The sequence below is a fragment of the Serpentinimonas raichei genome (assembly GCF_000828895.1).
Taxonomy (GTDB): domain Bacteria; phylum Pseudomonadota; class Gammaproteobacteria; order Burkholderiales; family Burkholderiaceae_C; genus Serpentinimonas; species Serpentinimonas raichei.
The window spans coordinates 862,766-886,054 of the sequence record NZ_AP014568.1 but is presented as its reverse complement, the minus strand read 5'-3'; the positions used below and the strand labels follow the sequence as shown (position 1 = coordinate 886,054).

At 62.5% G+C, this 23,289-nt stretch carries 19 protein-coding genes; 14 read left to right on the top strand and 5 right to left on the bottom strand.

What is annotated here, in order from left to right; translation table 11 throughout:
- The first annotated feature begins 28 nt into the window (after positions 1 to 28).
- A complete protein-coding gene (locus SRAA_RS04180; RefSeq protein WP_045531154.1) occupies positions 29 to 817 on the top strand; it encodes a HesA/MoeB/ThiF family protein in 789 nt (262 codons plus the stop codon).
- On the opposite strand, the gene SRAA_RS04175 is transcribed toward SRAA_RS04180, so the two are convergent.
- From SRAA_RS04175 to SRAA_RS04160, 4 genes are all read right to left on the bottom strand, one after another.
- Positions 801 to 1,226: a BLUF domain-containing protein gene (locus SRAA_RS04175; protein ID WP_045531153.1), complete on the bottom strand. Its 426-nt coding sequence runs from the start codon at positions 1,224 to 1,226 to the stop codon at positions 801 to 803. The two genes, SRAA_RS04180 and SRAA_RS04175, sit on opposite strands and share 17 nt — an antisense overlap.
- The gene (gene folE, locus SRAA_RS04170) at positions 1,227 to 1,952 is read right to left on the bottom strand and encodes a GTP cyclohydrolase I (protein WP_045531152.1); all 726 of its coding nucleotides are present in this window, start codon (positions 1,950 to 1,952) and stop codon (positions 1,227 to 1,229) included.
- Positions 1,953 to 2,061: 109 nt separating this feature from the next.
- Positions 2,062 to 3,303, bottom strand: coding sequence for a cardiolipin synthase ClsB (clsB, locus tag SRAA_RS04165; protein ID WP_045531151.1), 1,242 nt, complete (start codon positions 3,301 to 3,303; stop codon positions 2,062 to 2,064).
- Positions 3,294 to 4,025, bottom strand: coding sequence for an endonuclease/exonuclease/phosphatase family protein (locus tag SRAA_RS04160; protein WP_045531150.1), 732 nt, complete (start codon positions 4,023 to 4,025; stop codon positions 3,294 to 3,296). The genes clsB and SRAA_RS04160 overlap by 10 nt, the downstream gene beginning before the upstream one ends.
- A gap of 195 nt (positions 4,026 to 4,220) precedes the next feature.
- Between SRAA_RS04160 and SRAA_RS04155 the strand changes: the two genes are divergently transcribed.
- The 13 genes from SRAA_RS04155 (at position 4,221) to SRAA_RS04095 (ending at position 21,464) form a co-directional block, all read left to right on the top strand.
- On the top strand, positions 4,221 to 5,072 hold the full coding sequence (locus SRAA_RS04155) for a flagellin N-terminal helical domain-containing protein (RefSeq protein ID WP_045531149.1): 852 nt from the start codon (positions 4,221 to 4,223) through the stop codon (positions 5,070 to 5,072).
- A 196-nt stretch (positions 5,073 to 5,268) separates the two neighbouring features.
- Positions 5,269 to 6,720 carry a flagellar filament capping protein FliD gene (gene fliD, locus SRAA_RS04150; protein ID WP_045531148.1) on the top strand — a complete coding sequence of 484 codons (1,452 nt, stop codon included), beginning with the start codon at positions 5,269 to 5,271 and terminating at the stop codon, positions 6,718 to 6,720.
- 185 nt (positions 6,721 to 6,905) lie between these two features.
- A complete protein-coding gene (locus SRAA_RS04145; RefSeq protein ID WP_045531147.1) occupies positions 6,906 to 7,769 on the top strand; it encodes a flagellin N-terminal helical domain-containing protein in 864 nt (287 codons plus the stop codon).
- 272 nt (positions 7,770 to 8,041) lie between these two features.
- Complete coding sequence (locus SRAA_RS04140; RefSeq protein ID WP_476748574.1) at positions 8,042 to 11,593, top strand: glycosyltransferase; 3,552 nt, start codon at positions 8,042 to 8,044, stop codon at positions 11,591 to 11,593.
- A complete protein-coding gene (gene rfbF / locus SRAA_RS04135) occupies positions 11,590 to 12,363 on the top strand; it encodes a glucose-1-phosphate cytidylyltransferase (RefSeq protein WP_045531145.1) in 774 nt (257 codons plus the stop codon). Before SRAA_RS04140 ends, rfbF begins: the two co-directional genes overlap by 4 nt.
- The gene (gene rfbG, locus SRAA_RS04130; protein ID WP_144318701.1) at positions 12,360 to 13,436 is read left to right on the top strand and encodes a CDP-glucose 4,6-dehydratase; all 1,077 of its coding nucleotides are present in this window, start codon (positions 12,360 to 12,362) and stop codon (positions 13,434 to 13,436) included. Before rfbF ends, rfbG begins: the two co-directional genes overlap by 4 nt.
- Positions 13,430 to 13,660: a hypothetical protein gene (locus SRAA_RS04125; RefSeq protein ID WP_144318700.1), complete on the top strand. Its 231-nt coding sequence runs from the start codon at positions 13,430 to 13,432 to the stop codon at positions 13,658 to 13,660. The genes rfbG and SRAA_RS04125 overlap by 7 nt, the downstream gene beginning before the upstream one ends.
- Complete coding sequence (rfbH, locus tag SRAA_RS04120) at positions 13,653 to 15,266, top strand: lipopolysaccharide biosynthesis protein RfbH (RefSeq protein WP_231849330.1); 1,614 nt, start codon at positions 13,653 to 13,655, stop codon at positions 15,264 to 15,266. The genes SRAA_RS04125 and rfbH overlap by 8 nt, the downstream gene beginning before the upstream one ends.
- 29 nt (positions 15,267 to 15,295) lie before the next feature.
- On the top strand, positions 15,296 to 16,405 hold the full coding sequence (locus tag SRAA_RS04115; protein WP_045531143.1) for an N-acetylneuraminate synthase family protein: 1,110 nt from the start codon (positions 15,296 to 15,298) through the stop codon (positions 16,403 to 16,405).
- Entirely contained in the window at positions 16,406 to 18,211 is a 1,806-nt protein-coding gene (locus SRAA_RS04110; protein WP_045531142.1) for a thiamine pyrophosphate-binding protein, read from the top strand.
- A complete protein-coding gene (locus SRAA_RS04105; protein WP_144318699.1) occupies positions 18,208 to 19,317 on the top strand; it encodes an FkbM family methyltransferase in 1,110 nt (369 codons plus the stop codon). The genes SRAA_RS04110 and SRAA_RS04105 overlap by 4 nt, the downstream gene beginning before the upstream one ends.
- Positions 19,226 to 20,503, top strand: coding sequence for a class I SAM-dependent methyltransferase (locus SRAA_RS04100; protein ID WP_144318698.1), 1,278 nt, complete (start codon positions 19,226 to 19,228; stop codon positions 20,501 to 20,503). Before SRAA_RS04105 ends, SRAA_RS04100 begins: the two co-directional genes overlap by 92 nt.
- The gene (locus SRAA_RS04095; RefSeq protein WP_045531140.1) at positions 20,490 to 21,464 is read left to right on the top strand and encodes an NAD-dependent epimerase/dehydratase family protein; all 975 of its coding nucleotides are present in this window, start codon (positions 20,490 to 20,492) and stop codon (positions 21,462 to 21,464) included. Before SRAA_RS04100 ends, SRAA_RS04095 begins: the two co-directional genes overlap by 14 nt.
- 363 nt (positions 21,465 to 21,827) lie before the next feature.
- Here SRAA_RS04095 and SRAA_RS04090 read toward each other — a convergent pair whose 3' ends face one another.
- Entirely contained in the window at positions 21,828 to 23,195 is a 1,368-nt protein-coding gene (locus tag SRAA_RS04090) for an IS1380 family transposase (RefSeq protein ID WP_045530335.1), read from the bottom strand.
- Between the last annotated feature and the right edge of the window lie 94 nt (positions 23,196 to 23,289).

Here is a 23,289-nt window from a genome sequence, read left to right as displayed (position 1 = left end):
TTGCGCCGCCGTGCCTGCCTTGCCTGAATTGGACGACGCGCAGCTGCTGCGCTACTCGCGCCACATCCTGCTCGAAGAAATCGGCATCGTCGGGCAGCAGCGGCTGCTGGCGGCGCACGCGGTGGTGGTGGGGGCCGGTGGGCTGGGCTCGCCGGTGCTGCTGTATCTGGCGGCAGCCGGGGTTGGGCGCATCACTTTAGTCGATCACGACACGGTCGATGCCACCAATTTGCAGCGCCAGATCGCACACACGCTGGCGCGCGTGGGCCAGCCCAAGGTGCATTCGGCGCAAGCCGCCATGCAGGCGATCAACCCCGAGCCGCGCATCGAGGCGCTGGCGCAGCGCGCCGACGCCGCCTTGCTCGACCGCTTGCTGCCCCGTGCCGACGTGCTGCTCGATTGCAGCGACAACTTTGCCACCCGCCACGCCCTCAACCGCGCCAGCGTGCGGCACCGGGTGCCGCTGGTCTCGGGGGCGGCGATTCGCTTCGATGGCCAGTTGGCGGTGTTCGACCCGCGCCAGCCCAGCTCACCCTGCTACGCCTGCGTGTTCCCCGAAGCCCAAGCCCCCGAAGAGGTGCGCTGCGCCACGCTGGGGGTGCTGGCGCCGCTGGTGGGGCTGGTGGGCTCGCTGCAGGCGGCCGAGGCGCTCAAGTTGCTGGCGGGCGTGGGCTCGAGCATGGTCGGGCGCCTGCTGCTGCTCGACGCCCTGCGCACCGATTTTCAGCCGCTGCGGCTGGCGCGCGACCCGGCTTGCCGCGTGTGCGGGGAATCATCGGGCCACAGCCAGCCCAGCCCGATCAGGCCCGGCCAATGATGCAGGCCGTGGCCATCAGCTCTTCGAGCAGCGCCAGCGACACCCGGCCCGACATGCCATACGGATCAAACTCGGGTTTTTCGCAGTATTTGAGCACCACCGAGGTGTTGAGCCGGCTCAGGTTCACCTGCCCCATGGTCCAGCCCCCAAAGCGGCGCTCGGTGATTTCTTCGTAGTGCAGCAGCTCCACATCGCTGTGGCGCGCATCGGCCACGATCTGGCGATAAAGGCGGTTCACCGCCACCCGCCCGCCCTCGATGGCTTGCACGTAAATGCCGCCGCCGTAGCACAAGATGCCGGTGATGCCGTTTTGCAGATTGTGCTGGCGCGCGCTGGCCATAATGGACTCGATCGAGGCCTCGAGTTCGCGCTCGCTGGCGCGGCTGACGTAGAGCAGGCGCACCAGCATTTATTTGCCCCTTGAAATGAGCGACAAAAACTCGCGACGCAAGTTGCTGTCTTTGAGAAAAACGCCACGCATGACTGAGTTGATCATGCGGCTGTCCATGTCTTTGACGCCACGCCAAGCCATGCAGTAGTGGCTGGCTTCCATCACCAGCGCCAAGCCGTCGGGCTGGGTTTTTTCTTGGATCAGGTCGGCCAGTTGCACCACCGCCTCTTCCTGGATCTGCGGCCGCCCCATCACCCATTCGGCCAAGCGGGCGTATTTGGACAGGCCAATCACGTTGGTGTGCTCGTTGGGCAAGACCCCGATCCAGATTTGGCCGATCACCGGGCACAGGTGGTGGCTGCACGCGCTGCGCACCGTGATGGGGCCCACGATCATCAGCTCGTTGAGGTGCTCGGCATTGGGAAACTCGGTGATCGCCGGGGCTTTCACGTAGCGGCCCGCAAACACCTCTTTGAGGTACATTTTGGCCACCCGGCGCGCCGTTTGGTCGGTGTTGTGGTCGTGCACGGTGTCGATCACGAGGCTGTCGAGCACACCCTGCATTTTACCGGTCACTTCGTCGAGCAGGGCTTCGAGTTCACCGGGTTGCACGAAGTCGGCGATGTTGTCGTTGGCATGAAAGCGCTTGCGGGCCGCCTGCAGGCGCTGGCGTATGACGACCGACATGGGCACGCCTTCATGAGCGGCGTGGTCGGCCTCGAGGTGGGGGGCTGGCATCAACATGGGAGGCATCCTATCACCATCGGCGCGGCGTCAGCGCCGCGCAGGCTGTGGGCGGCCCCACGTGGGCTGGGGCTATGTGCGGCCCTGTGCCAAGCGCCCAGGGGCGATTTCAGTAGCGGTAGCCACCCAAGTAGAGCATCGCACGCATGATGCCAAAGGCCAGCCGATCCAGCAGGCGCTGGTGCCAGGGTCGGCTGGCGAGTCGCTTGGCATCCACGCGCTCACCGGCACTGCCCAGCAGTTCGTCTAGGCGGTTGCGCAGCAGGCGCGCAAAGGCGGGGTCGGTCGTCACCACGTTGGCCTCGCGGGTGAGCAGCAGACTGACTGGGTCGAGGTTGCACGAGCCCACCGTGGCCCAGCGCCCGTCGACCACCGCCACCTTGGCGTGCAGCGAGCTGGGGGCGTATTCGTGGATTTGCACCCCGGCGGCCAGCAACTGGTGATACACCGGGCGCGCGGCGTGGTATTGCAAAAACCGCTCATACTTGCCGTGCAGCAACAGCCGCACCCGCACCCCGCGCTGCGCCGCCCGCACCAGCGCGCTGCGCAGGCGCCGCCCGGGGATGAAATAGGCGTTGGCGAGCACGATTTCGGTGCGCGCCTGTTCGATCGCGGCCAAGTAGGCGCGCTCGATCTCGTGCCGGTGGCGCAGGTTGTCGCGCAACAAAAACACGGCTGGCGCACCCGCCACCGACTGCTCCAATTGCGGCCGACCCGGGTGCACGGCATGCTCCCACCACGGCCACGGCTCGGGGTGTGGCAGACCGGCGCGCAGCGCTGCCCAAGCGGCGCGAAATTCGCGCTGGCGCGCCGACCGCAGCGCCAGCATGCGCCACCAGAGCTGCTCCATGGCTTCGAGCATCTCGAGCACCAGCGGCCCGCTCACTTGCAGCGCGTAATCCAGACGCGGGGCCGCCAAGCGCCCGAGCAACACGTCGTCGCGGTCGTCGATCAGGTTGATGCCACCGCAAAAGCCCAGCAGCCCATCGATCACGCACAACTTGCGGTGCAGGCGGCGCCAGTTGCGCGGCAGCAGCAGCCCGACCCGGCCCAGCGGCCGGTAAAAGCGCCACTGCACCCCGGCGGCAGCAAAGCGGGCGCGCCAATCGGGCGGCACGTCTGGAACCCCAAAGGCATCCAGCACCAGCCGCACCTGCACCCCGCGTTGGGCCGCTCGCTCAAGCGCCTCGGCCACTTGCAGCGCGTCGTGGGCAAACTCGAAAATATAGGTTTCTACGTGCACCAGGTGCTGCGCGCGGTCTATGGCCTGCACCATGGCCGCAAACAGCGCCGCCCCGCCTTCGAGCAGGCGCAGGCGGTGGCCGGGTTGCAGCGCCCGTTTCAAATCCACCCCAGGTGCGCGATCAGCGGCAGGTGGTCCGACATGCGCCGCCACGCAAGGCCATGCGGCACGTGTGCGTGCAGCAGCTGCATGCCGCGCACATACACGCGGTCCAGGTGCAGCAGCGGCAAGCGCGAGGGGAAGGTGGGCAGCCGCAGGTCCTCAAAGGTGCGCAGGCCGAACTCGCTCATGGGCCGGTGCAACTGCACCCCCCAGTCGTTGAAATCGCCCGCCACCACCAGCGGCTCGGTCTCGGGCACATGGGCCTGCAAGAAGCGCCCCAGCGCCTGCACCTGGCGCGCGCGGCTGGCGTGGATCAGGCTCAGGTGCAGCACCACCACGTGCACCGTGCGCTGCTGCACCTGCACCGTGGCATGCAGCAGACCACGGCGCTCGAAGCGGTGGTCGGTCACGTCGTGGTGGCGGTGCTCGAGCACCGGCCAGCGGCTGAGCAAGGCGTTGCCGTGCTCGCCGTGGCGCGTCACCACGTTGCTGCGGTACACCGCCTCGTAGCCCTCGGGGGCCAGAAAATTGGCTTGCCCACCCGTGGGCCAATGGGAAAACACGCGCTGCATCTTGCGATTCACGCCGCGCACCTCTTGCAGGCAAACGATGTCGGCGTCGAACTGCTCCACCGCATGCCCAAGGTTGTGGATTTCAAGCCGGCGCGCCGGCCCCAAGCCCTGCACGCCTTTGTGAATGTTGTAAGTCGCCACACGCAAGCTGTCCATGGCCCGATCATGCCAGCCTCGCCGGGCATTTATCCAAAATTCGCTCCAAGCCGGGCTAAAGTTTTGCTGGGCACAACCGAAAACCTACATAACGGACTTGCACAAGGGTTCGTCGTCAAACCAGCATGGGGTTGGTTTTGACCCCCGGCCCAAGCCGGCGCTGTTTGCACTTGTTTGCTTCAAAGGAGCCTCATCATGGTCATGTCGATCAACACCAACGTCAATTCGCTCACCGCGCAGCGCAACGCAGCCGCCACCCAGAGCTCGCTGGCTGTCTCGCTGCAGCGCCTGTCTTCGGGCCTGCGCGTCAACAGCGCCAAAGACGACGCCGCCGGCTTGGCCATCGCCGAGCGCATGAACACCCAAGTGCGCGGGATGAATGTGGCCATCCGCAACGCCAACGACGGCATCTCCTTGGCGCAGACCGCCGAAGGCGGCCTGTCGGTGATGAGCGATATGATGCAGCGCATGCGCGAGCTGGCGGTGCAGTCGATCAACTCGACCAACACCCCGGCCGACATCGCGGCCCTGAACCAAGAATTCACCCAGTTGCGCGACGAAGTCAACCGCACCATCGGCGCGGTGCAGTTCAACGGCACCAATCTCTTTACCACCACCAACGACTTCAACTTCCAGGTCGGGGCCAACAGCGCCCAGACCATCACCATCGCCGGCGCTGCCATGAACATCAACGCCGCCGTCGGCGGCATGTCGGGTGTGACGCAAGCTGGTGGCGGCGCCTCCGGCCTCAACACCACCGTGAACGCCGCCAACTCGGCCGTGCTGGTGGCACTCGACACCGCCTTGGCCACCGTCAACTCCACCCGCGCCACCCTGGGTGCGGTGCAGAGCCGCTTCGAGAACACCGTCAACTTCTTGCGCACCTCGGTAGAAAACCAGTCCGCCGCCCGCGGGCGCATCATGGACGCCGACTTTGCTGCCGAAACCGCCAACCTAAGCCGCAGCCAAATCCTGCAACAGGCTGGCACCGCCATGATCGCGCAAGCCAACCAGTTGCCCCAAGGCGTGCTGGCGCTGCTGCGCTGATCTGAAAGGGGCGACCCAAGCGGCGCTCCCTATCGGCCGATCTTGGTTTTTGCCAAGGTCGGCCGTTGTGGTTTCGGGCCTGCTTGGGTTTTTCTGGCTTTTCCGCCTTTCAAAAAACCGCCGTTGCTGCTAGAGTACAAAAGGTTTACTGGCAGCGCGCAGGCAGCGCATCCGCTTTTTACCGCAGGAGTGCATCATGGCTATTTCATCACCCGGCATCGGCAGCGGACTCGACGTCAACGCCATCGTGCGCCAGTTGGTGGCCATTGAGCGGCGCCCGATCCAGCAACTCGAATCCCAAGCCGGCAGCCTGCGCACCCAGCTCTCGGCCTTTGCGCGTGTGCGCTCCGACTTGGCCGGCCTGCAAGACGCCGCCGCGCGCCTGCTCGACCCCAGCCTGTGGGGCAGCCGCAACTTCAGCTCCAGCAACAGCACCGCCCTCACAGGCAGCGCCGGCAGTTCGGCCTTGACCAGCAACTTTTCGGTGCAGATCGCACGGCTGGCGCAGTCGCAAGGGGCGGCTTCGACCGGGCGCGCGGTCGATGCCCCCATCGGGGCGGCAGGCACGCTGGAGTTTCGCGTCGGCACCTGGAGCGGCAACAGCTTTGGCGGCGGCACCCCGGTTTCGGTCGCAGTGCAAGCAAACGACACCTTGAGCACGCTGGCGGCGCGTATCAACGAGAGCAACGCCGGCGTGTCGGCGCTGGTGCTGCGCAGCGGCGGGCAGGAGCAGCTTATGTTGCGCGGCAGCAACACCGGCGCGGCGGCGGGCTTTGAGGTGCGCGCGCTCGACGGCGGCGGTGCCCCCATCACCGATTCCACCAGCGCCTTGGGCAGCCTGAACCACTTCCACAACGGCACCGCCTTGGTCGGCATGGGGCGCACCCAAGACGCGCTGGACGCGCAGTTCAGCGTCGATGGCGTGGCCCTTACATCGCCCACCAACACCGTGGCCAACGTGGTGCCGGGCCTCACACTCAATTTGCAACAAAGCACCACCGCCACCCTGCCCGGCAGCCCAGCCACGGCGGTGCAGGTGTCGGTGCAACAAAACAACACCGTGGTGCGCGAGGCCATCGAAGCCTTCCGGGTTGCCTACAACCGCATCAACGCCACCTTGTCGGAACTCACCCGCGCCGACCCTGCCGGCAACGCCGACGGCCCGCTGCAGGCCGACGGCACCGCCCGGCGGCTGCAAACGGCGCTGCGCCAGTTGGTGATGAGCGATGGCCCGAGCGGCTCGCCCTTGGGCCGCTTGAGTGACATGGGCCTGCAAGTGCAGCGCGACGGCTCACTGGGCGTCAACAACACCCGGCTCGATGCCGCCATGGCCAACCAAGAGGGCATGCGCCGCCTGCTCTCCCACACCGGCAGCGCCGGGGCCGACGTGGGCATCGCACGGCGCTTGCGCGACTTTGCCTTGGCCGCCAACGGCACCGAGGGCTCGGTGAACGGCCGCAACAGCGCCATCCAAGCCAGCATCGAGCGCAAGAACGACCGCATCGAGCGGCTCGAAGACCGGCTGGTGCGCACCCAAGCCAGCCTGCTGGCCCAATACAGCCGGCTAGATGCCAATCTGGGGGCCATAAACGGCTTGGGCAGCTTCGTGACGCAGCAACTGGCGCAGTGGAACCGCAGCAACAACTAGACCCGCTTCCTTTAAGCCTGTCAAGGCCGCTAATGCCCCCACAAAGCCCCGTTTATCGGGGCTTTGTCCTTGCAGCACCCATCTCACAATCTCCCCAACACCCGGTTCATCAGGTCAAACTTGGCGACCACAACGCAAACCGAGTGATTTGATCTGAACTACCGATCCTTCAAGGAGATTGCACCATGGCCCTGACCATCAACACCAACGTGATGTCGCTCAACGCGCAGCGCAACACGGCCCAAACCCAAGGGCAGATGGCCGTTACCTTGCAGCGCCTCTCCTCGGGCCTGCGCGTCAACAGCGCCAAAGACGACGCCGCCGGCTTGGCGATTGCCGAGCGCATGAACACCCAAGTGCGCGGCATGAATGTGGCCATCCGCAACGCCAACGACGGCATCTCGTTGGCTCAAGTGGCTGAAGGCGGCTTGGCCGTAATGACCGACCTGATGCAGCGCATGCGCGAGCTCGCCGTGCAGTCGATCAACTCGACCAACACCACGGGTGCAGTGGGCGACATCGCTGCCCTGAACCAAGAATTCACCCAGTTGCGCGACGAAGTCAACCGCACCATCGGCGCGGTGCAGTTCAACGGCACCAATCTCTTTACCACCACCACCGACTTTAACTTCCAGGTCGGGGCCAACAGCGGCCAGACCATCACCATCGCCGGCGCTGCCATGAACATCAACGCCGCCGCCGGCGGCATGTCGGGTGTGACGCAAGCTGGTGGCAGCGCCTCCGGCCTCAACACCACCGTGAACGCCGCCAACTCGGCCGTGCTGGTGGCACTCGACACCGCCTTGGCCACCGTCAACTCCACCCGCGCCACCCTGGGTGCGGTGCAGAGCCGCTTCGAGAACACCATCAACTTCCTGCGCACCTCGGTAGAAAACCAGTCGGCCGCCCGCGGGCGCATCATGGACGCCGACTTTGCCGCCGAAACCGCCAGCCTGAGCCGCGCCCAGATCCTGCAGCAGGCTGGCACCGCCATGATCGCGCAGGCCAACCAGATTCCGCAGGGCGTGTTGCGGCTGTTGCAGGGTTAAACTACCGCTTGCAAACCGCGTTGTGGGTTCGGCGGCACGGTGTTGCGCTGCTCAGATCGGAACCTGCGCATTGCTGCTGTGGTCCACTGGCGTGGCTTGATCGACTCTGGAGTCAAGAATTGGATATTCAACGCCTGCTTCCCGCTGGCCTCAAGCCGTGTTCGAGCGTGTACCAGCAGGGCGGGCAGCCCTACTACATCGTAGCCCCAGCCTACGACCACCGCTCGGCCGGTGTGCGCTTGCTGCACCAGCTTTGCAGCCTGCTCAACCAAATGGGGCACGAGGCGTATGTAAGCAGCCACATACTTGGCCCGGAGCTCTGGACTCCGCCCCTGAGCGATGCGGTCAAGCTGTCGCACTACAAAGCCGGCAAAAAACCCATCGTCATTTACCCCGAGGTGGTCAAAGGCACACCCTGGCAACTCGGCCAGCCGGTGCGCTTGGTGCTGAATGTACCAGGGCACCTGGGTGGCGATAAAGACTTTGGCAGCACCGAACTGGTTTACACTTTTCACCGGGCTTTTCATGCCACCGCACCCGTGCTGCGGCCGCCCATACAGGACTTGAGCGAGATCGTTCACGGCTGCCTGCCCCAAGCGCAGCGCAGCAAAATTGCTTACTACCACAACCGCTACAGCAGCATGGGTGGGGTGCTGCGCGATTTTGGCCCCGATGCGATCGAGATTTCCAGCAAAACCCCGGCCACGCACCGCGAAACCCTGCAAATTTTGAAGCAGGCCAAAATACTTTACACCTACGAGAATTCCGCCATAGTGGGCGAGGCCGTTTTGAGCGGCTGTGCGGTGGTGTTTCTGCCCAACCCCTTGTTGCTGAAAAAATTTGACAAGGTTCTGGAGCTGGACCAACTCAGCGGCATCGCCTGGGGCGAAGACCCCGCCGAAGTGCAGCGCGCCCTCGACACCGTACACCTGGCGGCGCAGGAATTCGAGCAACTCTTTGCGCCTTGGATCGAGCAACTGCAAAGCTTCATCGAGCAAACCCAGCAAGCCGCCACTGCCCTGCCCTTTGAGCAAGCCTGGCCGCAAGCTGCGCTGGACCAGATGCCCGGCATTTACACCAACGCCGCCGACAAAGCCGCGCGCGCCGACCGCCAGCTCTGGCGCCGCTTGCACCCGCAATACACCCAGTGGCGCCAGCGCAGCAGCCTGCGCGAGATCGACGCCGACATCTACGCCGAGCACCTCGCAGCCGGCCGAGTCGAGCCACTCACCGCAGTCATAGACCAGCGCGGTGCCACGCTCGAAGCCCTGGCCGACACGCTCGACAGCCTGGCCCAGTGCCTGGGGCAGGCGGTGCAGGTGCAGATCGTGGCCGACACCAGCGCGCCCGAGGGCTTGGCCGATGCACCCGGCATCGTCTGGCACCAGGTGGCTGCGGGGCAAGCGCTGCCTACCTTGGCACTGCCCACAGACTGGGTGTTGCTGCTGGCCAGCGGTACTGCACTGGCCCCACGCGCCCTCATGGAGTGGGGCTTGGCGGTGGCCGAATTCCCACAGGCGCGCCTGATCTACGCCGACGAAGACCTGCACCAAGGCGACTCCGAGGAGCGCTACCCCTTCTTCAAGCCCGATGCCAACGTCGAGCTGCTGCGCTGCATGAACTACCTCGGCCCAGCCGTGGCGGTGCAGGGCGCGCTCTGGCAGCAACTCGGCCAGCCGCTGCCGGGGGCCGAGCTCTACGCCGCCGCACTGGCGCTGCTGGCCCGCTATGGCCGGCCCGTGCTCGGGCATATCGACACCGTGCTGGTGCATGGCGGCAGCGGCATGGCCAGTGCCTCCGAGGCGCAAGAGTTCGACTTTGCGCTGCAAGTGCTGCAGCAGCAAGGCTTGGCCGATCGCTTGCAGCCGCTGCCGCGCTTGGGCACTTGGCTGGTGCCGCACCGCTTGCAGGGGCCAGCCCAAGTCTCGCTGGTGGTGCCCACGGGCTTGCAGACCGGTTATCTGCGCAGCCTCTTGCTCGCAGCCGCCAAGCTCAACGACATGCCGCTGGCCGAAGCCATACTGGTGTGCCAGCCGCAGTACGCCGATGAAGTGCGACTAGCCAGCGCCGACATCTTGAATGTGCCGGTGCATATCGTGCTGCTGCCCGAGGGCGAGTACAACCATGCCGCCGCGCTCAACGCCGGCATCGCGCGCGCCAGCGGCGAATTCGTGCTGGTCTGCGACGACGACACCGAACCGCTGCACCCCGGCTGGCTGGAGCGCCTTGTCGCCATCGCCCAGCAAAGCGATGTGGGCCTGGTGGCCCCGCGCCTGCTCTCGTCCAAAGAGGCCGAGCCCAAAGTGGTGGGCGGCCCGGTGCTGCTCGGGGTGCAGGGGCTGGCGGGCAGCTACTGTGGCGAAGAAGGCTGGCTCGATGAGGCCGGGGTCTATTCGCGCCTGCAACTCACGCAAGACACCAGCGCCGTNAGCGGCCACTGCTTNGTGCTGCGCAANGCGCACTGGGAGCGCGTGGGCGGNTTGCGCGAGCAGCGCTACCCGCTGTTCNTNGGCGTGCTCGATCTGTGCCTGCGCCTNGGTGCGCTGGGCCTGCGCCACGTTTGGACGCCACTGAGCCACCTCGTACACCACGGCGGCAAAACGCTGCAGGTGCGCCGCAGCGAGATGCACGATCAAATCCGCTTGGCCGACCAAGAGCTGGCCGAACGCCGCCAGGTGCTCGAAGACTGGGCCGCCGAACTGGCGCAAGACCGCTGCTACAACCGCCAGCTCTCGCTGCTGCGCCCTTTCGACATCGAAGCCCACATCGTGATCGACTGGAACCCACGCCGGCGCGACCGAGCGCGCGCGCTGGCGCTGCCGCTGCACAGCGGGGCCGGGCAGTACCGGGTGATCGAGCCGCTGCACGCCTTGCAGGATGCGGGCTTGGTGCAAGGCTGTGTGATCATGCCCATGGCGGGCGGGGTGCAGCGGATATTGCAGCCGCTGGAGCTGCGCCGCGCCCAGCCCGATGTGCTGGTGCTGCAACACGCCGTCGATGACGGGCAGCTCAGCCAGGTGCGGCACTACAAACGCGCCGCGCCAGATACCCTGATCGTGCAAATGGTGGACGACTTGCTAGGCGAAGTGCCCGACAAGCACCCCAACCGCGTGTTCCAGAGCCGCGAAGGGCACCAGCGCATGGTGCAGGCGCTGCGCGCCAGCGACCGCTTGATCGTCACCACCGATACCCTGCTGCAGCACTACCGCCAGTACGTGCCCGATGTGCGCCTGGTGCCCAACAGCCTGGACCGGCACTGGTTTGCGCTCGACGTGAAGCGCGAGCCGGGGGAGCGCTTGCGTGTGGGTTGGATCGGGGCCGGCCAGCACCAAGGCGACCTCGAACTCATCGCCCCTATCGTGGCCGAATTTGCCGCCGAAGTCGATTGGGTCTTCATGGGAATGAGCATAGACGCCATCAAGCCGCACCTGAAAGAGTTTCACTCCTTCGTCTCGATCGCCGACTACCCGGCCAAAATGGCCACGCTCAATCTCGACATCGCCATTGCGCCGCTGCAAGACAACCCGTTCAACCGCTGCAAAAGCAATCTGCGCCTGATCGAATACGGGGCCATGGGCTGGCCGGTGGTGTGCTCCGATGTCTTCCCCTACCGCACCGACGACGCGCCGGTGCTGCGCTGCAATACCCCAGAAGAATGGCGCGCCGCACTGCGCCGCCTGATCGACGATGCCGCCCTGCGCGCCCAACTGGGGCAGCAGTTGCGCCAGTGGGTACATGAAAAATACGCCCTGCAAGGCCTGACCCAGCGCTGGCGCGATGCGATTTTTTCCGAGCAACCGCCTCACAGCGGCAGCGCAGCATGAAAGCCGTGATATTGGCCGGTGGTTTGGGAACGCGCATCAGCGAAGAAACTGCGCTGCGCCCCAAACCGATGGTGGAAATCGGCGGCAAGCCGATTTTGTGGCACATCATGAAAATCTACTCCCATTACGGGATCAACGATTTCATCATCTGCTGCGGCTACAAAGGTTACGTCATCAAAGAGTATTTCGCCAACTACTTTTTGCACATGTCCGACGTCACCTTCGACATGGCCAACAACCAGATGCAGGTGCACCAGCGCTACGCCGAACCGTGGCGCGTCACCTTGCTCGACACCGGGCTCGACACCATGACCGGTGGCCGCATCAAGCGCGCAGCGCCTTATTTGGAAGGCGAAACCGCGTTTTGCCTCACCTACGGCGATGGGGTGGCCGATGTCGATGTCCGCGCCTTGATCGAATTTCACCAGCAACAAGGTGTGCTGGCCACCCTCACCGCCGCCTTGCCGCCGGGGCGCTTTGGCGCGCTCGACCTGGCCGACCAGCGGGTGCGCACCTTTCGCGAAAAACCCCAAGGCGACGGGGCCTTGATCAACGGCGGGTTTTTCGTGCTCTCCCCTGCCGTGCTCGGCTACATAGCGGATGACGCCACCACCTGGGAGCGCGAGCCGGTGGAAGCGCTGGCCAAACAGGGTCAACTCGCCGCCTACGCCCACAGCGGGTTCTGGCAACCCATGGACACCCTGCGCGACAAAACCCACCTCGAAGAACTCTGGGCCACTGGTAAGGCCCCTTGGAAGGTCTGGTCATGAATCCGGCCTTTTGGAGCGGCAAACGGGTGTTCGTCACCGGGCAAACCGGCTTCAAAGGCAGTTGGTTGTGTTTGTGGCTGCAAAGCCTGGGTGCCGAGCTGACTGGCTTTGCTCTCGCCCCTCCTACGCAGCCAAACCTGTTCGAGCAGGCGCGCGTGCGCGCAGGCATGTGCTCCATCTTGGGTGACATCCGCGAGCTGGCCCACTTGCAGCAAGCCATGCAGGCGGCGCGGCCCGAGATCGTTATCCACATGGCCGCGCAGCCGCTGGTGCGCTGCTCGTACCAAAACCCGGTGGAAACCTACGCCACCAACGTCATGGGCACGGTGCATTTGCTGGAATCGGTGCGGCACACGCCCGAAATCCGGGCGGTTGTAAACATCACCACCGACAAATGCTACGAGAACCGGGAGTGGGTCTGGGGCTACCGGGAGAACGAGCCCATGGGCGGGCACGACCCCTACAGCAACAGCAAGGGCTGCTCTGAGCTGGTTACGGCTGCGTACCGCAGCTCCTTCTTCCACACGCCCGGCAGCGCAGCCTTGGCCACCGCCCGCGCAGGCAACGTCATTGGCGGCGGCGACTGGGCGCAAGACCGCCTCATCCCCGACATTCTCAGGGCCTTCGAGCAAGGCCAGCCCGTTCGCATTCGCAACCCACATGCCATCCGGCCTTGGCAGCATGTGCTGGAGCCATTGAGCGGCTACCTAGCCCTTGCCGAGCGGCTTTACGAACAAGGCCACGATTATGCTCAAGCTTGGAACTTTGGCCCGAGGGATGACGATGCACAGCCAGTGCAATGGATTGTTGAGCATATGGTGAACAGTTGGGGCAATGGCACCCATTGGCAGCCAGACGGTGGCACGCACCCGCACGAGGCACACCACCTCAAACTAGACATTTCCAAGGCCCAAGCCCGCTTAGGCTGGCAACCGCGCTGGCCTTTGGGCATGGCCCTGCAAAAAACCGTTGAGTGGCACCAAGCCTACCTGGGTGCAAGTGATATGCAACAGCACTCGCTCCAGCAAATACAAGACTACATGCAAACGCACACAGGAGCACAGACATGCTAGCCATACAGGCGCAATGCCTTAAGGGGCACATCCATTTGCCCCAAGAGGGTCTGCCACTCGACGCCAAAGTGGTGGTTGTTTTTTTAGATGCCGATGCCGATTCCGCCACTGCAAGCAGCAGCCTAAGCCCTGAGCAACAAGCAGCACTGCAACTGCAAAGCCAAAGCAACTTTGCACAAAACGTCCTGCTCAACCCTGCAGAAGATTGCTGGAACAATGTTTAAGGCATCCATCCACCAAGGTGGCATCTACAAGTTGCCATTCCCCTACACCAAGCTGGCCCAGCAAAAATACCGACCGGCACTGGCCATTACCGCGCCCGACAGCACAGGCGACGCACGCTTCGTCTTCATTACCACCACCCCACCGGCTGCGTCGGCCAATCGCCTGGCCCTAGGGGCAGACGACTTTGTCGGCCCTGCCTTGCCATTCCAAAGCTTTGTGCGCCCCGAAAAATCCATGCTGCTCAACGGCAGCCTTGCGGTCAAGCAACTGGCGCAACTCACGCCCCAAGCGCTGCAAACCGTGTTGCGGCACGTCATTCAAGACGAAGTCGCGCATTTTTCGGCAAGCGCATTTGCGCCACGCGAGTTTGTGCCCGGCACAAGCGCCATTCCGCCCTCGGGCAAATTGCTCGACGCCGCCGAACTCCAACTCATGGTAGAGGCTTCGCTTGACGGCTGGCTGACCACGGGGCGCTTCAATGCCCAGTTCGAGAAAAAATTGGCAGCCTTCATTGGCGTCAAACACCTGATTACCGTCAACTCCGGCTCCTCGGCCAACCTGGTGGCGTTCAGCACCCTGACATCGCCCAAACTGGGCCAGCGCGCCATTCGCCGCGGTGACGAGGTGATCGCGGTGGCGGCGGGATTTCCAACCACGGTCAACCCCATCATCCAGTTTGGTGCAGTCCCCGTGTTTGTGGATGTGGACCTGCACACCCACAACATCGAAGCCAGCCAAATCGAGGCCGCCATTGGCCCCAAAACCAAGGCCATCATGCTGGCCCACAGCCTGGGCAACCCTTTCAACCTCGACGTGGTCACAGCACTGTGCAAAAAACACGGGCTTTGGCTGGTTGAAGACTGCTGCGACGCCCTGGGCAGCACCTACCGTGGACAGATGGTGGGAACCTTCGGCGACATGGCTACGCTGAGCTTTTACCCGGCACACCACATCACCATGGGCGAAGGCGGCGCGGTATTCACCCACAGCGACGAACTCAAAGCAATAGCCGAGAGCTTTCGCGATTGGGGCCGCGACTGCTACTGCCCGCCAGGCAAGGACAACACCTGCGGCAAGCGCTACTGCTGGAAGCTGGGCAGCTTGCCCGAAGGCTACGACCACAAATACACCTACGGGCACCTGGGCTACAACCTCAAGATCACCGACATGCAGGCCGCCTGCGGGCTGGCCCAGTTGGACAAGGCCCCGCAGTTCATTGCGGCGCGCAAACGCAATTTCGCCTTCCTCAAAGAGCGGCTTGCAGGCTGCGAGGAATACGTGCACCTGCCGCAAGCCACCGAGCACGCCGACCCCTCGTGGTTTGGCTTTCCCATTACGCTGCGCGAAAATTGTCCGGTAACGCGGCTGGACTTGCTGCAATACCTGGAGCAAAACAAAATCGGCACGCGCTTGCTGTTTGCTGGCAACCTCACGCGCCAGCCCTATATGCAAGGCCAAAACTACCGCATCAGCGGTGAGTTGCGCAATACCGACACGGTGATGAAGCACACCTTCTGGATCGGGGTGCAGCCAGCGCTCACGCTTGAAATGCTGGAGTTTGCCGCGCAACGGATCGAGAGCTACTTGGGCATCAACTTTCATTAACTACGCACACCGCATTCGAGGAGCATAAAATGGGAACGATCAAGCAACGCGACCGGGATTTATTTGAAAACTTGTTCGTCCTGGAACTGGCCAACAACCACCTGGGCAGCGTGGCGCGCGGTTTGAAGATCGTGCGCGAGCACGGCACCGTGGCGCGCTACAACAACGTAAAAGCCGCGATCAAGCTGCAATTCCGCGATGTGGATGAGTTCATCCACCCAGAGTTCAAGGGCAACCAGGAACTGCGCTACGTCAAGAAAACCGAAGCCACCAAACTCAGTCGGGCCGAATTTTCCATCCTCGTCGATGAAATTCGCAACATAGCCAGCCTGCCACTGGCCACCCCGTTCGACGAAGCCTCGGTGGATTTGTGCCTGGAGTTCGATATGCCGATCATCAAGATCGCCAGCTCCGACATGAACGACTGGCCCCTGATCGAGAAAATCGCCTCCACACGCAGGCCCACCATAGTCTCTACCGGAGGCGCCTCAGAAAAAGACCTGGACGACCTGGTTCGGTTTTTTGAAAAACGCGACATTCCCCTGGCCATCAACCACTGCATCTCGCTCTACCCGAGCGAAGACGCCGAGCTCAACCTGGATCAAATCGACTACCTGCGCAACCGCTATCCGGGCCACGTGATTGGTCTTTCAACCCACGAATACCACGATTGGTCTTCCTCAATGCTGATCTCTTATGGCAAGGGCGCACGCACCTGGGAGCGCCATATCGACATCGAAGCCGACGGGGTAGCAGTATCAAGCTACTGCTCCTTGCCGCAGCAGTGCGATACCTGGTTCAAGGCCTTTCACAAGGCACGCGAAATGTGCGGTGGCGTGGGGCAGAGCCGGCGCGTGATCTCGCGCAAAGAAACCGAATACCTCGACGCCCTGGTGCGTGGTGTGTACGCCCGGCGCCCGCTGGAGCCGGGTTATGTATTTAGCAAAGCCGATTTCGACAAAGATTTTTACCTGGCCATTCCGCTGCACAAAGGGCAACTGTCGTGCCGCGAAGTGATGAACGGTGAGCGCCTGCTGCAGCCGATCGCCGCGCACGACAAACTCACCATCGAGCACATCGACGGCCCGTATAGCAACACCGCCACCTTGAAAAACATCATTAAAAACCGTGGAATTTAAATGAGCGCGCAGCTTTCCGACTTGATTGCCGACTGGTTGGTGCGACAAGGCATCGAGCAGGTCTTTGCCGTCACCGGTGGCGGGGCCATGTTTCTGAACCAGGCACTGGGATCGCACCCCGGCTTGCGCTGCACCTTTATGCACCACGAGCAGGCTTGTGCCATGGCGGCCGAAGGCTATGCCCGCATCAAGGGCAAACCCGCCGTCGTCATGCTCACGACTGGCCCCGGTGCCCTGAACGCCCTCAATGGCGTATTCGGTGCCTACACCGACTCGATTCCGATGCTGGTTTTATCGGGCCAGGTCAAGCGCGCCACCTGCCTGGATTTTCATCAACTGCCTAGCTTGCGCCAACTGGGCGATCAGGAAGGCCCCACGATTGCAGTCGCTGGCCCGCTGTGCAAATACGCGCGCCTGCTGCGCGAGCCAATCGATTTGCAGCAATACCTGCCTGAGGCCTACGTGCAAGCAGTCTCTGGCCGACCTGGCCCAGTGTGGCTCGATATTCCGCTCGACATTCAATCGGCGCAAGTGGACTTTGACATTCCCGACCCTGTATTTCCGGCGCCTACACAGAACCCAGAATTGCAGGCCATTTGCGCGCAAATTGCAGCGCGCTTGCGCACTGCAAACCGGCCCTTGGTGCTGGGTGGCACCGGGGTGCGCCTGGCCAAGGCCGTGCCCGACCTGCTGCAACTGTGTGAAACCCATGGTTTGCCTATGGCCACGGCCTGGACCCACGACCTGATTGCCTCTGAGCACCCCCTGTTTGCCGGACGGCCGGGCACCATAGGCACACGCCCAGGCAATTTCTCCCTGCAAGCGGCAGACTGGGTTTTGGTCATCGGTTCGCGCTTGAACATCCGCCAAAGCAGTTACAACTTTGAGTCTTTTGCCAAGCATGCTTTTGTGGTGCAAATCGATATCGACGCAGCCGAACTCAACAAACCCGGCGTACCCGTTGATCTGAGCCTGCAATGCGATGCCAAGGAGTTTGTTGCCGCTTTGGGGCAAGCCTTGCAGAAGCTGGATTTGCCAAATTTCAGCCCCTGGCTGGCGTGGGTGCGCGAACTGGGCCAGCGTTTCGATGTGCGCCATGAGCACCCGCAAACACCCCATGCAGCTCTGAACCCCTATGTTGTGGTGGAGCGCATTTTCAAGCAGCTGCGCCCAGATGATGTGGTGGTCTGCGGCAATGCCTCGGCCTGCATCATCCCGTTTCAGATCGGCCGCCTGGGGCCAAACAACCGCATGTTCAGCAATTCGGGCTCGGCCTCGATGGGCTACGACTTGCCTGCCGCCTTGGGTGCCGCACGCGCTCACAATCCTGGGCGGGTGCTGTGTTTTGCTGGTGATGGCAGCCTGCAGATGAATATCCAAGAACTGCAAACCCTAAAAACCTCCGGCCTGCCAATCATCATCCTGGTGCTCAACAACGCAGGCTACCTAAGCATCTCACAAACGCATGAAAATTTCTTTGGGCGCGTGATTGGTGCCAACCCAGCCAGCGGAGTCGAGTTTCCCGATTTTTGCCAGGTTGCACAGGCCTACGGCATCGAGGCCGCCACCATCGCCTCGGTGGCAGACCTGGATCGCCTCGATGAGTGTCTGCAATCAAATGGGCCGCTGCTGCTCAACTTGATCGTTGACCCAAAACAGAATTTCGAGCCGCGTTGCAAATCGCGCCTGGACAGCAAGGGACAATTTATCACCCCGGAACTCGACGACATGTATCCCTTTCTCGATCCCGCCACCGTGGCTGCCGTGCGCAGCGCCGCCACTCAAATTCGGAGCCTCGCACCGTGAGCGACTGGTTCGAGCGACTGCAGGCCCAACTTCAGCCCCCGCGTGCGCTGCTACCCGGGCAAGAGGTCTGGATTTTTGGTGGCGGCTTGTTTGGCCGGGCACTGGCCCAGGCCTGTGCTGCGCAAGGCATACGGGTGCGCGGCTTTATACAGACTGCACCTACTACGAAAAGTTTAGATGGGCTGCCGGTCACAAGCTGGTGCGGCTTGAGTGCGCACGACTTCGTTTGCCCGCTGTTGATCGGCATTCACAATTACTTGATGCCCATGGATGGCTTGGTGCAGTTGGCGCAGCAGGCTGGATTTCGCACTGTTTTGCCCCCATGGGACAGCTACGCCCAATTCAGTGCCGCGCTGGGCTGGCGCTACTGGCTGTCCAGCCCACAATACCTGGCGCATCACGCCGACGATCTGCGCCGCACCCACAGCCGCTTGGCCGATGATACCAGCCAACAATGCCTGGAGCGCGTGGTGGCGTTTCGCATGGGTCTTGATTTGGAATATGCAGGTTTCGCTCACCCCGAGCCACAGTATTTCAATGCAATCACCCTGCCACCCCTGCGCGAAAATGCCGCATCCTTGCGCTACCTAGATGGCGGCGCGTACAATGGCGACAGTTTGCTGCAATTGCTGCAACTCGCATCGGTAGAGCGGGCTTGGTTGTTTGAACCCGACCCAGCTAATTTTGCACTCCTGCGCCTGCAGGTGGGCGGCGCCAAAGTGCGCTGGCATTGTGTGCCGCTGGGTTTGAGCGATCGGTATGCGGTGCTGCGTTTCGGCGGTCAACAAGGCATGGCCGGGACGATCCGCCCAGATGGCGACGACTGCATATCCACTGTTGCAGTTGACGATTTGCTGGCCGGTGAAGGCATCGATCTGCTCAAACTCGATATTGAAGGCGCAGAAGCTGCGGCGCTGCGCGGAGCAGCCCATACGCTGCGCAGTTCCCGCCCCGTGCTGGCGATCTCGGCCTACCACAAACCAGACGATTTGTGGCAACTGCCTGATTTGATCAGTGATATTTGCCCAGACTACACTTGCTACTTGCGCCAGCATGCCAGCAACAGCTTTGATTTGGTGTTGTATGCCGTTCCAAATAGCCGCTGAAGTGGCTGCACAGCAAGCACGCCCTTGCCCTGTGTGCCTAAGCAGCACGGCGCAAGCGCTGCACCACAACCATTTGGTGCCTATTGCCGGCATTGATCTGAGCTACCGGGTAGCGCGTTGCACGCAGTGCGGCTTTCATTTTGCCGATCGTTTACCACCGGCCGCCGTTTATCGCGCATATTACGATGGCCTCTCAAAATATGATTTGCTGCAGCCAGCCAGCGCCTTGGAACAGCAGCGTGCGGCCGCTGCTCTGCGCTTATGCCAGCGTCGCGCCCTCAATCCCCAGGCTCGGATCGTGGATTTGGGCTGCGGCTCGGGTGGCTTTTTGGCAACGCTGCGCCAAGCGGGGTGGACGCAACTCACCGGCCTCGATCCGGCACCCAATTCCTCTGCGGCGGCCCAGGCGTTGTATGGGCTTGATTGCGTGCGCGTGGGCACCCTGCAAGCCGCCCCACATTTGATTGACCTGCAACAGGCCGATCTGCTTTGCTTGCTGGCGGTGCTGGAGCACCTGCCCGATCTGGCGCTGGATTTGCCTAGCCTGTTTGGGCATTTGAAGCCTGGCTGCCACGTGCTGATCGAGGTGCCTGCGCTGGAATTGTTCAGCGCCAAGCGTGGCGAACCCTATGGTGAACTCTCATTGGAGCACATTCAGTTTTTTAGTGCAATTAGCCTGAGCAATTTGCTCGGCCGCCTTGGCCTGCAGATTTTAGAAATCGAGCACCTGGCCTTGCCTCAGCTCGACTCTGGCTCCCTGTTCGTATGGGCACAGGTTCCACCCACGCCCGTTGGGGCAGCGCATCAGTTGCCTGAGCGCGAACCCAGTGCTGTTTTCGATGCCTATTTGCAGGGTTCCGCCGCGCGTATGCAGCTGGCTTTGGGCAAAGTTCCGCAGCAGCCCTTTGTGCTTTACGGTGCAGGCTCGCACAGTGCGCGCTTGGTTGCGCACATGAACCCAGCCCAACAAAACCGGCTGCTGGCAGTGTTCGATGCCAACCCCAATCTAGCTGGTAAGCCATGGGGCCGTTGGCAGGTGCAGGCCCCTGCAGCTTTGTCCGAACATCCTAGCGTACCCATTTTGCTTTCCTCGTACCAATCTGAGCGCGCCATGGCCAGCGCTCTGGCCAAGGCATTCAGCAACCCGCTGGTGCCCCTTTACACCCCAGCCGATGAACTCATCTGACATCGCTTTTACCCCAGCCGACCATATGCTGCTGACGGGTGGCACGGGTTTTTTTGGACTGGCCTTGTTGCGCCACTGGCAAGCCAGGCCGATGGCGATTCCACGCCTGACTGTGCTGAGCCGCGACCCCGATGCGTTTCTCCAACGCTTCCCTGCTTTGGCAACCCTGCCTCATTTGCGCTGGTGGCGGGGCGATATTTTACAGCCATCCAGCTTGCCATTTCAAGAGCGCTTTAGCCATGTGCTGCACGCAGCCGCCGATTCAACCTTGGGGCCGCAACTGACTGCCCTGCAGCGTTTTGACCAGGTGCTGACGGGCACGCGAAATATGCTTGAACTGGCAACAGCCACTGGAGCGCGGCGTTTTTTGTTGACCAGCTCCGGCGGGGTGTATGGCTCCATTGAGGCTGCAAGGGGTGTTGTAGAAACTTGCCTGACCATGCCAGATCCGCTGCAGCCTGGGCAAGTGTTTAATGTGGCCAAGCGCACTGCGGAGCATTTGTGCGCGCTGTACCAAGATCGCCTGGAGGTGGTGATTGCGCGCTGCTTTTCTTTTGTTGGGCGCGATCTGCCGCAACAAGTGCATTTTGCCATAGGCAATTTCATTCACGATGCCCTGCATCACGATGCGATTATAGTCCAGGGCGACGGCTCTGCCTTGCGCTCTTACATGGACCAACGCGATTTGGCGCACTGGTTGCTGGTGTTGATGCAGCGTGGCCGCCGCGCGCAGGCTTACAACGTGGGTTCGGAGCAGGCTGTTTCGATCGCTCAGTTGGCTCATTTGGTGCGAGATCTTCTGGCACCCCACAAGCCAGTCAAAGTCCTGGGCCAGGTTGCTGGCATGAGCACCCGCGCTTTTTACCTGCCAAACACAGAAAAAGCACGCTCTGAACTTGGGCTGCAGCTTGAATTTTCATTGCAGGAATCTATACGCGAGGCCGCGCGGCATGGCAAATGAGGTTCGGCTTCTGGGTTACACTACAGCCTCACAGCAAGGCTGTGAAGGCTCTGCATGCACCCGTACAGTTTTGGCTTGGTTGCTTGGCATAATCCTGAATCCGTGACCCCATTAGCAGCCAAACTCTAACCCAAGCCGAATCCGCTTTTAGACATGAATTCCGCTCTGGATTTCTCAAATTTGGCCCAAGCCGAGCGTGTTTGCGCGCCCATGCGCTATCAAAGCATGGGAACGGATGCGTTGAACAAGGCCGTATGGGTGTTTTTGCCTGCAAGCGCGCAGCCCCCATCCTTGGGAGCCTCCCAATTGGCTGATCTTTCTTCGGGTGCTGGTCGGCAGCGGCTGGGGCTTTGCGCTTGGCCGCTACAGCGCGTCAAGCGCGCGCCAGTGGCGCTCAAACACCGCAAAGGCCCTGTCGTTGGCCCCCAAGCCCAACACCCACTGGCGGGCATGGTCCACCATGCGGGCGGCCTTGAACATCAACTCCTGTATCACCGTGCGGATGCGACGGCGCTGCGCGCTGTGGCGCACCGGTGCATCGGGCCCGTGCAGCGTGTGCTGGCCAACCAAGCGCAGCAGGTTCATCGCCACGGCCGCCAGCGCGCACACCACGTAGTTGGTGTCGAACTTGCCCGAGGGCAGCCGGGTCAGATCCATGTCGGTTTTGAACTCCGAGTGAAACTGCTCATGCGTGCCGTGCTCGGCGTACAAGGCAATGACCTGCTCGGGCGTGAACGACTCAGGCAAGGTGGTGCTCCAGCCTTCCAGCACATACTCGGGCAACAGCATCTGCTGGCCCCGTTTGTCAACGGTGCGCTCGGTCAGGCGGTACACGCGGCGTGCTTTGAGGCTCTCGTTACCGTCTCTGATGGCCACGCTTTGCTCCCACAGGCACTGGCGTTTACCGGGGCGCAATACCGTCCAAGCGGTGTTGGCATCGGCTACCCGTGCCTGGGCGATGGTCTCTACCGGCGTGCTGCGCGGGTTCCACTTGATGAGCCACGCGACCTCGCGCTGCAGGGCTTTGGCTTGTCGGGCGATGGCACACATCAGCTTGGCCGAATCAAAGCCCGAGTCGGCCCGCAGCAGCAAGGGCGGCTGGGCCGCTGCCGTGACTTTGGCCGCCAGCGGCAGCAGCCGCTCGATGTTGTATTCGGTCTCGCTGGCCGAGTGCTGGGTGCCCGGGCGCAGGGCAAACTCCAGGCAAAAGCCTTGGGTGCCCAAGTAGGCCACCAGCGGGCAGTAGCCGTCCACTCCCGCATAGGTGCGCCCCACATGCTCCTTGGCCGTGCCGCTTTGGTCCATGGCGAAGGTGTCGATGTCCAGTGGCACATAAGCACAGGGCAGCGCCCCGAAGTCGATGGGCTGGCCCTCGAGCTTGAGGCTCAAAACCGCGGTGTTGATGTCATCGATCAAGTCAAACCAAGCTGGCGCGTGGGTGTCCAAGCGCTGGCGCAGGGTGGGCGACGAGGGCACCGATCGCAAGCCCAAGGCGCGGGTGAAGAAAGTGTCTTGGCGCTGGCCTTCGATGGCATCAAAATCGTTCTTGCCCAGACACAGCAGGCCCAGGTAGCTCTTGAGGATGTCGCTATTGGCGATGCCGCTGCGCACGGGGTAAGCGGGGTCGACCAAGGCGTTGAGATTGATGCGCTTGAGGTACTTGCCAATCAGGGCCAAGCCAGCGTGCTGGCTCAAGTCGTAGGGCAGTTGTTTGATGACAAAATCGGGCATGGGGGCTTCACCTTCAGGGTGAAGCCCACTTGGGGTCTAGAATGTTGATTTCAATAGGGAATCAGCAGTATTTTTGGTGCGGGGTCACGGATTC